We start from the raw sequence: 13,166 nt of genomic DNA, 5'->3' as shown, positions 1-13,166 counted from the left end.
CTACTCAGGAAGGTAGAGGATCGTTGAACGATCCTTCAATACCCATGTTGTCTCGTTCTTCTGTGTGCGATTGAATCCCGTGCATGGCAGACCAGTTGACGCCGCTGGCCGACGACCGCGCCCTCCTGGGCCGGACCAGCACCGCCGAGCGGGTGGCGGACATCCTCAGAAGCCGCATCGCCGAGGGGTACTTCCCGCCCGGCACGCGGCTGTCCGAGGACGGCATCGGCGGGGCGCTCGGTGTTTCCCGCAACACCCTGCGCGAGGCGTTCCGGCTCCTCACGCACGAACGGCTGCTGGTCCACGAGCTGAACCGGGGCGTGTTCGTACGGGTGCTGACCGTCGAGGACGTGGCGGACATCTACCGGGTGCGTCGGCTCGTCGAGTGCGCCGTCGTGCGCGGCCTGGGCGCCCCGCCGTACGCCGTGGACGGACTCGCCGCGGCGGTCGAGGAGGGCCTGGAGGCGGCCCGCGAGGGCGACTGGAAGGGCGTCTCCACCGCCAACATCCACTTCCACCGCGCCCTGGTCGCCCTCGCGGGCAGCGACCGCACGGACGAGGTGATGCGCAGCGTCTTCGCCGAACTCCGCCTCGCCTTCCACGTGGTGGACGACCCCCGCCGCCTCCACGAGCCCTACCTGGCCCGCAACCGCCAACTCCTGCACACCCTCCAGGCGGGCGATCGCGACCGCGCCGAACACCTCCTCGCGACCTACCTGGACGACTCGAGAGAGGGCCTGGTCCACGTCTACGCCCGCCGGGTGGCGGACGCCGGCTAACCGCGCCCTCGAAAGGGGCGCGGGGCCTTGTCGATATGCGGCTCTGCCGCGTGTGAGCGAGCGACTACGACGCGGCCGCAGCCGCATCGCAACCGCGCCCCCTCCCCGGGGCCGGAGGGGCGCAGCCCCTGGAGGGCGGGCGGGAAGGGCTGGGGCCCCGCCGGGGCGAGAAAAAGCGGCCTCGGCCAAGCCCCCGACGGCAGCCGGAACCCGGCGCACCCCGCGCCGCAGCCCCGCGCCCCCGCACCGCAGCCCCCGCGCCGAGTACCCCGCCGCGAACGCGGCCCTCCGTACCGTTTGGCCCGTTGTCAGACCGAGGACCTAGTCTGTGCACCGTGACTTCCCCCGTACCGACGGACCGCGTTCCGCCCCAGCTCAGCGCGGGCCCACGCCCCGCCCCGGGGCCGGCCGCCGACGAGGGCCTGGCCCGCCGCCTGCGCGCGCTCGCGTGCACCGCGCCCCTGCACGACCTGGACGCCCGCAAGGCCAATCTCGCCGGTGAGTACTCCGTGTACGGCATGGCGGAGGTCGCCCTCGCCGCCATCGACCTGGTCACCCTCCACATGGACTTCGACACGGGCGCCGACCAGGAACAGATCGTCTCCCGCCTCCTCCCTCGCATCGCCGCCCAGGCCCCACGGCGCCCGGCCGCCGAGCACGAGCGGGTGGCCCGCTGGGTCCTGGAGAACCTGATCAACGTCGGCAGCGTGGACCGCGGCTTCCGCGCGGTCTACGGCACGTTCGCCCCGGACGGCACGTACGTGCGCCGGGACTACGACTTCAAGCTCGTCGAGGAGGTCCCCGGCTACGGCGGAGGCGTCTATCTGCGCACGACCGACGAGGCGGTCAACGTCCTGGTGGGCGCCCTCGACACGGACGTCACCAGCGCGCAGATCGCCGCCGAGGTCAAACTGGAGGTGCTCGTCAGCCGGGGCCGGCTCGCCGACGCCCAGCTCGCCGCCGAACAGGCCCGCTACCGCACCGTGCAGTACGCTGAGACGCTGCGCCGCGCCCTGGAGGCGACGCGGCGCAACGTACGGGCGGTGGACTGGCTGAACGCGGTCCCCGACCTGATCGCCGAGGCCCTCGACCACGTCGCCGACCGCTACCGCCACGAGAACGCGATCCTCACCAACATCCGCCGGGCACGCGACGAGTCCGAGGACCCCGAGAACAAGCGGCGCGCCGCCGAGCTCGTCGACATCGTCAAGGACTGCATCCGCCGCCACACCCAGCTCCAGTCCCGGCTGCTGGAGGCCGGCCCGCTGTTCCGCGCCGAACAGGATCGCCAGGCGTTCGCCCCGGTCACGGCGGCGTCCGGCACGGACCTGTACGGACACCTGCTCGCCCCGCTCCTGCCGCTGCCGCTGGAGCGGTCCGTCCGCGTCACCGACGCGTTCTTCGCCCGTGGCACGGGACTGCGCACCCCCGCCTCGGTACGCGTCGGGGATCTCGTCGAGCTGCTGCTGACGCCGCCCGTGGAGCGCGAACATCTCGGCGTCGAGATGCCCGAGCCGGACCTCATCGCCACCCCGGACGACAGCCGCTTCAGCGAGGAGCAGCTCGCCGCCGCGACGGAACTGCTCGACCTGCCCGCCGACGCGCCCCGCCGGCTCTCCGGCCTGCTCGCGGAGGCCCGGCGCCGCGACCCCGACCTCCCCTACCTCGTCGCCCTGCTGGCGGTGCACGCGGCCAGCCCGCCGGTCGGCACCGCCTACCGTCAGGGCGAGGAGAGACTGCTGTTCGCGGTGGACGACGGCACGCAGCTCGACGACCGGGAGTTCGGCGGCGCCGACCTCATCGTCGGCACGGCCCTGCTGGACGCGGCGGCGATGGCGACGGCCCGCGCGGAGACCGCGTGACCCCCCGACACGACAGCACCCCCGCCCGGCGAACCGCCCGCCCGGCCGCCACGGTCCGTCGCCGTGGCACGGTCCCCGGCGTACGCCGCCGGTCGACCCGTGTGCCCGCAACCCCCACCCCCCGCACCAAGGAGCCCCGACCGTGAGTGAGTCCGTCGAGTGGAGTGAGCCGGAGGCCGTCGCCGCGCCACCGGCGAACGGTGGCGTCACGCCCGCCGACGCCGCCGACGCCGCGCGACTCGTCGCCTTCGGACTGCAGCCCAGACTGCAGCCCGCCCGCGACCAGGAGTACGCCGAACTGCTCCGCCGCCACCGGGAGGACCCGCACTTCGCCCGGCTCGCCGACGCCGTGGCCGCCGGGCTCGGCCTCGTGGTGCTGGAGGTCTCCCCGCGCGCGGGCATGGCCGTGACCGCCGCCGAGGACTCCGTCTTCGCCGTCCGCATGGGCGACTACGCCCGCCGCGCGTCCGCCGACGCGGGCGACCGCTTCCTGCACGGCCTCGCCCATCTCGCCGTCGCCGCCCTCGCCTTCCCCCGCCCCGAGGACCTCGCCGACGACGGCTACATCGGCCGGGTCACGGTCAACGGCGTCGACGCCTTCGTCCGCCAGGCCTGCCGCCGTCTGGAGGAACAGGCGGCCACGCGGGGCGAGAACACCGACCCGGCGACCGACGCACCCGGACTCGAGGCCGCCTGGCGTATCTGGGTGCGGCGCAGCGCCACCGGCGCCACCAAGGACGCGCGCAGACTGGCCGGCTCCACCACCGGCATCATCGGCAAGGCCGTCGCCTTCCTCACCGACTCCGGCTTCCTGCAGCGCACCGGCGACGACGGCGGCGGCACCTACCGCACCACCGCCCGCTACCAGCTCCAGGTCCGCGACATGGCCGGCAGTGCCGCCATGGCCGAACTGCTGGAGCTCGGCGTCGTCCCGGTGACCGACGGCACGCCGACCCTGCTGCCCGCCGACGACGCCGACGACCTGGAACTGGTGGCCGACGCCGGACTGCCGTTCCACTCCCCGCAGCCATGACCGCACCGCGGCACCCCGCACCGTCCAGAACCGCCGCCCGGCCTGGCACCGCAGCACGCCGAGCACCGCGGCATCCCGATCCGCCGAAGACCGAAGACTGACGAGAGCCAGACGATGTACGAACTGTCCCGGGTCCGCCTCTACTCCATCGGGCCGGCCGGCGCGCGCTACGCCGACACCGTGCTGGACCTGCGGGGCGTCGGCGAGCCCGTGCCCGACCCCGCGCCCACGCAGGCGGAATTCTTCGAGGAGGAACCGGTCGGCCCGCCGCGCCGGCCCGCGCCGGCCGGCGTGCTCTTCCTGGAGAACGGCGGCGGCAAGTCCGTACTGCTCAAGCTGATCTTCTCCGTGATGCTGCCGGGCCACCGCAACACCCTGGGCGGCGCCAGCTCCGGCGTGCTGCGCAAGTTCCTGCTGGCCGACGACTGCGGGCACGTGGCCCTGGAGTGGCAGCACACGCTGACCGGCGAGTGCGTCGTGGTCGGCAAGGCCAGCGAGTGGCGCGGCCGCCAGGTCTCGGGCGACCCGCGCAAGTTCGCCGAGGCCTGGTACTCCTTCCGGCCCGGCCCCGGACTCACCCTGGACAATCTGCCGGTCGCCGAGTCCACCGCCGTGCGGCCCCCCGTCGAGGGCGTCTCGGGCGCCCACGGGCGGCGGCGCACGATGAAGGGCTTCCGGGACGCGCTCACGGACGCGGGCAAGGCGTACCCGCACCTGGAGGTCCACTGGGAGGAGATCCACGACCGCTGGAACGAACACCTCACCGACCTCGGCCTCGACCCCGAACTCTTCCGCTACCAGCGGGAGATGAACGCCGACGAGGGCGAGGCCGCCGGCCTGTTCGCGGTCAAGAAGGACGCCGACTTCACCGACCTGCTGCTGCGCGCCGTCACCGACACCCGGGACACCGACGGACTCGCGGACCTGGTCAGCGGCTTCGGCAACAAGCTGGGCCGGCGCGCCGAACTGATCGCCGAACGCGACTTCACCGCTGGCTCGGTGGACCTGCTCGGCCGCATCGTCGAGGCCGCCGAGACGCGCGCCCGCGCCCGCGACATCCACGCGGGCGCCGAACGGCGCACCCGCACGCTCGCCCGGCGGCTGTCCGCGCGGGGCGTGCGGGAGCGGGCGCGCGCCGCCGACCTCGCCCAGCGCGTCACCGCCGCCGCCCACGCCGTCACCCACGCCGAGGGCGCCCGCGAGCGGGCCGCCCTGGTCGCCGCCGAACTCGCCTACCGGCACGCCTCGCTGGCCCTGGCGGGCGCCGAGAAGGCGGCGGCCGCGCAGAAGCGCGAGCTGGCCGACGCGCGCACCCTGCACTCCGCATGGCAGGCCGCCGAGGTCGTGCTGCGCCACCGGGCCGCCGGTGACCGCTCCGCGCGCGTGGCCGTCGCCATCCGCGAGGCCGAACGGGACGCGGCACCCGCGCTCGCCGCCCGCGCCAAGGCGGCCGTCGACCTCGTACGGGCGCTGCGGTCGGCGGCCGACGACGCCGAGGCCCTCGCCAACGAGGAGGAGGAGCGCTCGGCCGCCCTCCAGGAGACGGGCGAGGCGGCCCACCGGGACGCCACCGCGGCGGCCACCGAGGCGCAGCGCGCCCGCAGCGAGGCCGGGCACCTGCGCCAGCGGCTGACCGAGGTCGAGCAGGAGACGGCCGAGGCCGTGCGCGCGGGCTGGCTCGACGACAGCGCCCCCGACGCCGACCCGGCCCGCGCCGCGCTCACGGCCAGCGACGCCGAGAAGAACGCGGTCGCGGCCTGGGACACCGCCCGCGAGGCGGCCCACAGGGCCACGGAACTGGCGCGGGAGGCGGCCTCGGCCGAGTCCCGCGCGGAACTGACCGCCGCCCGCTCGGCCGACGCGGCGACAGCCGCCACGCGCGCCCACGAGGCAGAACGCCGGCTCGCCGAGTCCCTGGCGACGGAGGAACGTCTCGCGGAACTGCTCGGTCTGCCGGGAGCCTCGACGGGAGCGGCGACCGGCCGGACGGGGGCGGCGACCGGCCCGTCCGGAGCGGCACGGGTGGGCGTGCCCGGCCCCAGGACGGGGACCGAGGACCCGTCCGGCGACCGCACCGGCGCCGAAGGCGCCGACCGCCCGGCCCGCCGCGAGGCCGCGGCCACCGGCACCGGACACACCTCCGAAGACGCCCACGCCGACGCCGCGTCCGTGCCGGGTTCCGTCTCCGGCGCCGTCCCCGACCGACCCCTCACCCCCGAGCAGCTCGACCACTTCGCCGACGAACTGCGGGAACTCCTCGACGACGCCGTCTCCTCCGCCGAACGCCAACTCTTCGACCTGCGGACCGCCGCCGCCGACGACGCCCGCATCCTCGGCGCCCTCGGCGACGGCGGACTGCTGCCGCCCGGCCCCGACGTGCTGGCCACCGTGGAGTTCCTCGGCGAACACGGCATCCCGGCTCTGCCCGGCTGGCGCTACCTGGCCCAGGCGGTCGACCCCGCCGACCACGCGCGCGTGCTCGCCGCCCGGCCCGAACTCGTCGACGGCGTCATCATCACCGACCCCGCCTCGCACGCCCGTGCCCGCGAGGCGCTCGGCGAGGCCGCGCTGCTGCCCCGTTCCGCCGTCGCCGTCGGCACCGCCGCCGCCCTGCTCGCCCCGACCCCGGCACCGGACGCGACGGGGGAGGGCGAGGTGTTCCTCGTCCCGCCGAACCCCGCCATGCACGACGAGCACGCCGCCGACGAGGAACGCCAGGCGCTGCGCGCCCGCGCGACCGGACGCGACGAGGAGATCCGGGCGCTCGCCGCCCGCCTCGGCAAGGACCGCGAACTGGCGGCCCGGCTCGCGTCCTGGCGCACCGGCTGCCCGGCCGGACGCCTCACCGAACTCGCCGCGGCCGCCGCCGAGGCCCGCGCGTTCGCCGAGGAGGCCGAGGCCGAACTCGCCGAGGCCCGCACCGCCCGCGCCGAGGCCGACGAGGCCGCCGCGGAGGCCACCGCCGTACGTGACGAACGTCAGGAGGGCGCGCAGCGGGCCCGGCGCGCCGCCGACGCGCTCGCCGGACTCGCCTTCCGGCTGCGTGAACGCGCCGGCTGGCAGGCCGGCCTCCGCGAACTCGCCGACGTCGCCGTCGAGTGCGAGGCCCGCGCCCAGTCCTGCCTGGACCGCGCCCGCGCCGCAGACGAGGACCGGCGCGCCGCCCAGCGCGCCGCCGACGACGCCCGCCGCACGGCCCGCACCCTGCGCGCCGAGCGGGCCGAGATCGCCGGCGCCCCCGACGATGTGCCGGAGGACGACCGTGCCGCGCCGACGTCGTCGCTCCCCGCGCTGCGCGAGGCCTACCGGGCCGCCTCCCAGCTGTACGAGAAGGTCGGTGTCGGCGCCGATCTGCGGGCCGAGCAGGCACGGGCCGAGAGCGAGGAATCCGCCGCCCGCCGGGAACTGGACCGGCTCACCAACAAGGTGCGCACCCGCGCCGAGCAGCTCCTGGCCGCCCCGGACGGCGCCGACGGGCCTTCCCGTCAGGCCGCCGCCGCCCGCGCCGAGGAACTCGTGCAACTCCTCGAGACCCGGATGTCCACCGCCAGCGAGCAACTCGGCCGGCTGCGCGGCGAGGCCGAACGGCTCGCTCCCGACGACGGGGAGGCGCACACCGACCTGCCCGGCGACCTCGTCCCCCGCGACGCAGAGCACGCCCAGGCACTGCTGCGCACCGCCACCACCGAACTCGCCGTCCGCACCGAGGAACTGACCGGGGCGCGGGACACCCACGCCGAGCTCCTCGACGCCCACCGGGCCGCCGAGGACGCGGCCGGCGGCTTCGACGAGATCGCCGCGATGCTCCGCGACCTGCTGCGCGAGCACACCGCCGACGAGGAGCAGACCGAACCCGAGCCCTACCCGGGCACTCTGGAGGAGGCCCGGCACTCCGCCGCCGAGGCCCGCCGCTCACTGCGCGGCTGTGCCGCCGACCTGTCCGCCGCCGAGAGCGCCGTCCGCGAGGCGAGCGACATCCTCGTCCGGCACGCCAACTCCACCCGGTACGAACAGGTCCGCACCCCGGCCCGGCAGCAGATCCGCGAACTGCCCGCCTCCGCGCTGCCGGAGCACGCCCGGCGCTGGAAGGAGGCGTTCGCTCCCCGGCTGCGCGTCCTCACCGACGAACTCGCGCAGCTCGAACGCAACCGTGACTCCATCGTGGACCGGCTGCGCGGGCTGGTGGAGTCCGCGCTCGCCACCCTGCGCTCCGCCCAACGTCTGTCCCGGCTGCCCGAAGGGCTCGGCGAGTGGTCCGGACAGGAGTTCCTCCGCATCCGCTTCGAGGAACCCGACCAGGCCACCCTTACCGAACGGCTGGGCGAGGTTATCGACGAGGCGACCCGCGCCGCCGTCAAGAAGAACGCGGACCTGCGCCGGGACGGCATGTCCCTGCTGCTGCGCGGGGTCGCCGCCGCCCTGCGCCCCAAGGGCATCGCCGTGGAGATCCTCAAGCCGGACGCGGTGCTGCGCGCCGAGCGCGTGCCCGTCGGACAGATGGGGGACGTGTTCTCCGGCGGCCAGCTCCTCACCGCCGCCATCGCCCTCTACTGCACGATGGCCGCGCTGCGCTCCAACGACCGGGGCCGCGACAAGCACCGGCACGCCGGCACCCTGTTCCTCGACAACCCCATCGGCCGCGCCAACGCCACGTATCTGCTGGAGCTCCAGCGGGCCGTCTCCGATGCGCTCGGCGTGCAACTGCTGTACACCACCGGCCTGTTCGACACGACCGCGCTCGCCGAGTTCCCCCTGGTGATCCGGCTGCGCAACGACGCCGACCTCAGGGCGGGGCTGAAGTACATCAGCGTCGAGGAGCACCTCCGCCCGGGACTGCCCCGGCCGACCCGGGCGGACGAGGCGGTCCACAGCGAGATCACGGCCACCCGGATGTTCAGACGCCCCGCGCAGGAGACCCCGCGCGCCTGAGACAGGGCCTGTCTCTCAATTCCCGTCGTCCGCCCGGAAGGAATCGAGAGCAGGCCCTGGCCTCCTGCCCCTCCGCGTCCCGCCCGTCGCGCCCTGCGAAGGGCGCGGGACGGCAGAACGCAGTCGCTCCGTGACAGGCGCAGGCGGGGGAACGCCCGTCGCCCCGCGAAAAGGGGCGGGAGCGCGTCGGTCCTTTGGCGCCGCCGTGGTGCCGCCGCGACGTCGCCGTCGTCAGGGGTGCGACAACCGGCCCGCGCCCCGCCGGCGTATGCGCTCCTGCGCCCGCTCCGCGGACCGCTCCTGGCGCCGCACCCGGCGCCGCTCGCGGCGCAGCGCCCGGGCTGCCGCGCTCGGCGTGGACACCACGCCGTGACGCTGCTTCCACACCTGCCGGGTCACCCACACGTCGAGCACGCCCCAGGTCGCCACGACCGTGCTGACCACGCTGCTCAACACCATCGGGAAGGCCAGCCAGGACCCGGCCAGCGTGCACAGGAACGCCGTGACCGCCTGGACCAGCGTCACCGCGATGAGCAGTACCGCCCGCACGGCCGCCGTCCTCACCGGATCCGGCAGCCTGCGGCGCTTCGCCGGCTCCTCGACCCACAACGGCGCGCGCCGCGCGTACACTTCCCGCTCACCCTCCGCGCAGGCCCCCCGCTCACCCTCCTCGTCGTCGAACGCGAACTCCCGCTCGCCCTCGAACGCGAGGTCGCCCTCGTCGAGCCCCGGAGGACCGACGGCCCCGCTCGCGGGAGCCTCGCTCCGCTCCGCCGTCCCCATCAACTCGTCCTCCCCGCTGCCGCCCGGCCGCCCCACGGTGTCGGCCGACACCGTTTCCCAGCTGCTGCCCGGCTTGCACAGATATAAGCCGCCTGAGTGCGGCATACGACAGCCCTGGCCGGTTCCGCCCCGATTTCCCTGTAGAAGAAGACGATCCAGATTCCGTGAAGATTCCCTCGGAAGCCAAAATTTCGGCCAACTCGCCGATCTCTGCCTCCGGACATGCGGAGCGCCGGCCACCGAAAGCCCGGACACGCATGTCCGGGCATGACCTCTATGGGCGGACAACTCCCTCCGTCGCTTTCCCCTTTCAAGCCCCGGGCACACCTGTGAAGCTTCGAGTTCTTCCCTCGGCAGTAGTAGGCTCACGCCGTTTGTTGACGCACATGTGTGCCCCCGATCGGCGAGGGGCCGGCTGGGGGAGGCCATGCGCTTTCGCGGGAAGTCCATCCGCCGGAAGATCGTGGCACTGCTCCTGGTGCCTCTGCTGGCCCTGACCGCCGTCTGGGGCTACGCCTCGGTCCTCATGGGCCGCGAAGTCCTCCAACTGTTCCACGTCTCCTCCGTCGTCGAGAAGATCGCCTACCCCACCGAGGACGCCGTCCGTGCCCTGGAGCAGGAGCGGCGGCAGACCCTCATCTACCTCGCCGACCCCCGCGCCTCCGACGCCCTGGGCGCGCTGCGCCGTACCCGGATCGCCACGGACGACGCCCTGGCCACACTGCGCGGCAACGTCAAGACCTCGAAGGTGCGCGACGCGCTCGACCGGGACGACTCCGCCGACCTCACCACCGTGCTCGACGGCTTCCGGAGCGTCGACTCCGTGCGCGAGAGCGTCGACGGCAGCAACCTCACCCGGGCCCGGGCCCTCGACCTCTACAACCGCGTGGTCGACCCCTGTTACGCCCTGCTCGCCACCCTCGACGTCGTCGACACCACGGAGCTGGACAAGCAGTACCGCGCCCTCGTCAACGCCGCCCGCGCCCGCGAACTGTTCTCCCGCGAGGACGCGCTGCTCGGCTCGGCCCTCGTCACCGGCCGGGTCACCCGTACCGAACTGCGGGACATCTCCGAGCTGATCGCCCAGCGCGGGGCCGTGTACGAGGTCAGCACGGACCAGCTGCCGGCCGAGGAACGCGACCGCTACGACAACTTCTGGCAGGGCGCCCCCACCGCTTCGCTGCGCGAGGCCGAGAAGTTCGTCCAGAACACGGACCCCGACGAGATGCCCCCCGGTGTCACCGCCAAGAGCTGGGACTCCCTCGGCGGGCATGTGCTCGACCGGCTCGCCGCGCTCGACGACGCGGCGGCCGACCGTTACCAGGACCGGGTCCACCCGGCCGCTGTGGGCACCATCACCGAGGCCGCCGTCGTGGGCGTCCTCGGCCTGATCGCCCTGGTGTTCTCCGTCGTGCTCTCCGTCCGCGTCGGCAGCGGTCTCGTCCGCGACCTGCGCCGGCTGCGCCAGGAGGCCCACGAGGCGTCGGGCGTCCGGCTGCCCGGCGTCCTGCGCCGGCTCTCGGCGGGCGAACAGGTCGACGTCGAGACCGAGGTGCCGCGCCTGGAATTCGAGAAGAACGAGATCGGCGAGGTCGGGCAGGCCCTCAACACCCTCCAGCGCGCGGCCGTCGAGGGCGCCGTCAGGCAGGCCGAACTGCGCGCCGGGATCTCCGAGGTGTTCGTCAACCTCGCCCGGCGCAGCCAGGTCCTGCTGCACAAGCAGCTCACCCTGCTCGACACCATGGAGCGCCGGACCGAGGACACCGACGAACTCGCCGACCTGTTCCGCCTCGACCACCTCACCACGCGCATGCGCCGCCACGCCGAGGGCCTCGTCATCCTCTCCGGCGCCGCGCCCTCCCGGCAGTGGCGCAAGCCCATCCAGCTCATGGACGTCGTGCGCGCCGCCGTCGCCGAGGTCGAGGACTACGAGCGCATAGAGGTCCGCCGGCTGCCCCGGGTCGCCGTCACCGGCCCGGCCGTGGCCGACCTCACCCACCTCGTGGCCGAACTCCTCGAGAACGCCACCGTGTTCTCGCCCCCGCACACCGCGGTCCAGGTGATCGGTGAACGCGTCCCCAACGGCTTCACCCTGGAGATCCACGACCGCGGCCTGGGCATGGCCGCCGAGGCCCTCCTGGACGCCAACCTCCGTCTCGCCGAGACACCGGAGTTCGAGCTCTCCGACACCGACCGGCTCGGCCTGTTCGTCGTCAGCCGGCTCGCCCAGCGGCAGAACATCCGCGTCTCGCTCCAGCCGTCGCCGTACGGCGGGATCACCGCGGTCGTCCTCATCCCCGACACCTTGCTCACCGACGACATTCCGGACACCAACGGCACCGGCTTCCGCCTGGACCGGCTGTCCGGCAAGAAGGCCAGGGGCGGGGCGGGCCGCGACTCCGCGCTCGGCCGGGTGCCCGGCGACCCGCCCGGCCTGCCGACCCCGGTCCTGGACGGACCCGTCGAACTCGAGGCCCCCGTCGACCTGGACGCGCTCGCCGGCTTCCCCGACGTCCTGGCCGGGGAGGACGGGCACCGCGGACTGTTCGGCCCCCGCAGGTCCCTCACCGGCGTGCCCGACGAGCAGCACACCCGCGAAACGCGTGACGCCCGCGACGAGCCCACCGCACACGGGGACCCCACGCGTTCCGACGGCCCCGTACCGCTGCCCCGGCGCCACACCCCCAAGCTGGTCAGCTCGCACGGCCGCCCCGTGCCGGACAACCGCGCACGGCGCGGGGGCTGGGACCAGGAACCCTCCGAGGCCCGCGTACACGGCGACGCCACGGACGCCGGGCGCATGCACGACGACCGGCCGCACGAGGATCGACCGGACGAGAACCGACCGCACGACGACCGGTCCGGGACCGGCCGACGCCGCACCGACGGGCGGGACACCGACCGGCGGAACACCTCACTCGTCCGCGGCGACCGCAGCGACGGCACCTACCGCAGCGACGGGAGTTACCGGGGCGACCGGGGCGACACCGGCCGCCCCCGCGCCGACCGGTGGGCGCCCGGATCCGGCGCCGCCGACCCGACGCCCGGGACCCCGGACCCCACCCCCCGCATCGGCCCCGCGACCGGCCAGGCAGAATCGGGTGCGGGCCCGCTGCCCCGGCGCGTACGCCAGGCCAGCCTCGCCCCGCAGTTGAGGCAGGGCCCCGACACCCGGCCCGGCGGCACGCACGCGGCGGATCCCGCCGATCGTGACGCGGACGAGGTCCGCAGCCGGATGGCCTCGCTCCAGCGGGGCTGGCAGCGCGGCCGCCACGAGAACGCCGCCGGTGACGAGGGACCGGACGGCTCAGCACCAGGAACGACAGAGGGGGACGGTCGATGACCGCACCGAAGGACGCAGGCGCCAACCGGACCGGCACGACGGGCGAGCTCAACTGGCTCCTCGACGACCTGGTCGACAGGGTCGCCAGCATCCGCAAGGCGATCGTGCTCTCCGGCGACGGCCTGCCCACCGGGACGTCCACGGACCTGAGCCGCGAGGACAGCGAGCACCTGGCCGCCGTCGCCTCCGGGTTCCACAGCCTCGCCAAGGGCGTCGGCCGCCACTTCGAGGTCGGCAGCGTCCGCCAGACCGTGGTCGAACTCGACGAGGCGTTCCTGTTCGTCACGGCCGCCGGCGACGGCAGCTGTCTGGCCGTCCTGGCGGACGCCGACGCGGACATGGGGCAGGTCGCGTACGAGATGACGCTGCTGGTCAAGCGGGTCGGCACGCACCTGGGCACCGCCCCACGCACCGATCTTCCCGCCGGTGGGTAGTGA

At 74.6% G+C, this 13,166-nt stretch carries 7 protein-coding genes; 6 read left to right on the top strand and 1 reads right to left on the bottom strand.

The genetic code is table 11. From position 1 onward, the window contains the following. The first annotated feature begins 83 nt into the window (after positions 1-83). The 4 genes from QFZ64_RS06635 (at position 84) to QFZ64_RS06620 (ending at position 8,603) form a co-directional block, all read left to right on the top strand. Positions 84-779: a GntR family transcriptional regulator gene (locus QFZ64_RS06635; RefSeq protein ID WP_307063307.1), complete on the top strand. Its 696-nt coding sequence runs from the start codon at positions 84-86 to the stop codon at positions 777-779. A gap of 335 nt (positions 780-1,114) precedes the next feature. Next, entirely contained in the window at positions 1,115-2,641 is a 1,527-nt protein-coding gene (locus QFZ64_RS06630; RefSeq protein ID WP_307063305.1) for a hypothetical protein, read from the top strand. 142 nt (positions 2,642-2,783) lie between these two features. Then, entirely contained in the window at positions 2,784-3,674 is an 891-nt protein-coding gene (locus tag QFZ64_RS06625; RefSeq protein WP_307063303.1) for a hypothetical protein, read from the top strand. 114 nt (positions 3,675-3,788) lie between these two features. Then, positions 3,789-8,603, top strand: coding sequence for a hypothetical protein (locus QFZ64_RS06620; RefSeq protein WP_307063302.1), 4,815 nt, complete (start codon positions 3,789-3,791; stop codon positions 8,601-8,603). Positions 8,604-8,834: 231 nt separating this feature from the next. Here the strand turns inward: QFZ64_RS06620 and QFZ64_RS06615 are convergent, their stop codons facing one another. Beyond that, a complete protein-coding gene (locus tag QFZ64_RS06615; RefSeq protein ID WP_307071603.1) occupies positions 8,835-9,386 on the bottom strand; it encodes a hypothetical protein in 552 nt (183 codons plus the stop codon). Positions 9,387-9,813: 427 nt separating this feature from the next. Here QFZ64_RS06615 and QFZ64_RS06610 point away from each other — a divergent pair, with 427 nt between their 5' ends. Further along, positions 9,814-12,729 carry a nitrate- and nitrite sensing domain-containing protein gene (locus QFZ64_RS06610; protein WP_307063300.1) on the top strand — a complete coding sequence of 972 codons (2,916 nt, stop codon included), beginning with the start codon at positions 9,814-9,816 and terminating at the stop codon, positions 12,727-12,729. Next, positions 12,726-13,163, top strand: coding sequence for a roadblock/LC7 domain-containing protein (locus QFZ64_RS06605; RefSeq protein WP_307063298.1), 438 nt, complete (start codon positions 12,726-12,728; stop codon positions 13,161-13,163). Before QFZ64_RS06610 ends, QFZ64_RS06605 begins: the two co-directional genes overlap by 4 nt. Positions 13,164-13,166: the final 3 nt, after the last annotated feature.

The sequence above is a fragment of the Streptomyces sp. B3I8 genome (assembly GCF_030816915.1).
Lineage (GTDB): Bacteria > Actinomycetota > Actinomycetes > Streptomycetales > Streptomycetaceae > Streptomyces.
The sequence above is the reverse complement of the archived record's forward strand: the minus strand, read 5'-3'. Positions and strand labels throughout refer to the sequence as shown.

What these genes read in the sequence shown, in the direction of transcription:
- QFZ64_RS06610 (WP_307063300.1), top strand. Translation starts at nt 9,814, where the DNA reads ATGCGCTTTCGCGGGAAGTCCATCCGCCGGAAGATCGTGGCACTGCTC.
- QFZ64_RS06605 (WP_307063298.1), top strand. Translation starts at nt 12,726, where the DNA reads ATGACCGCACCGAAGGACGCAGGCGCCAACCGGACCGGCACGACGGGC.
- QFZ64_RS06635 (WP_307063307.1), top strand. Translation starts at nt 84, where the DNA reads ATGGCAGACCAGTTGACGCCGCTGGCCGACGACCGCGCCCTCCTGGGC.
- QFZ64_RS06615 (WP_307071603.1), bottom strand. Translation starts at nt 9,386, where the DNA reads ATGGGGACGGCGGAGCGGAGCGAGGCTCCCGCGAGCGGGGCCGTCGGT.
- QFZ64_RS06620 (WP_307063302.1), top strand. Translation starts at nt 3,789, where the DNA reads ATGTACGAACTGTCCCGGGTCCGCCTCTACTCCATCGGGCCGGCCGGC.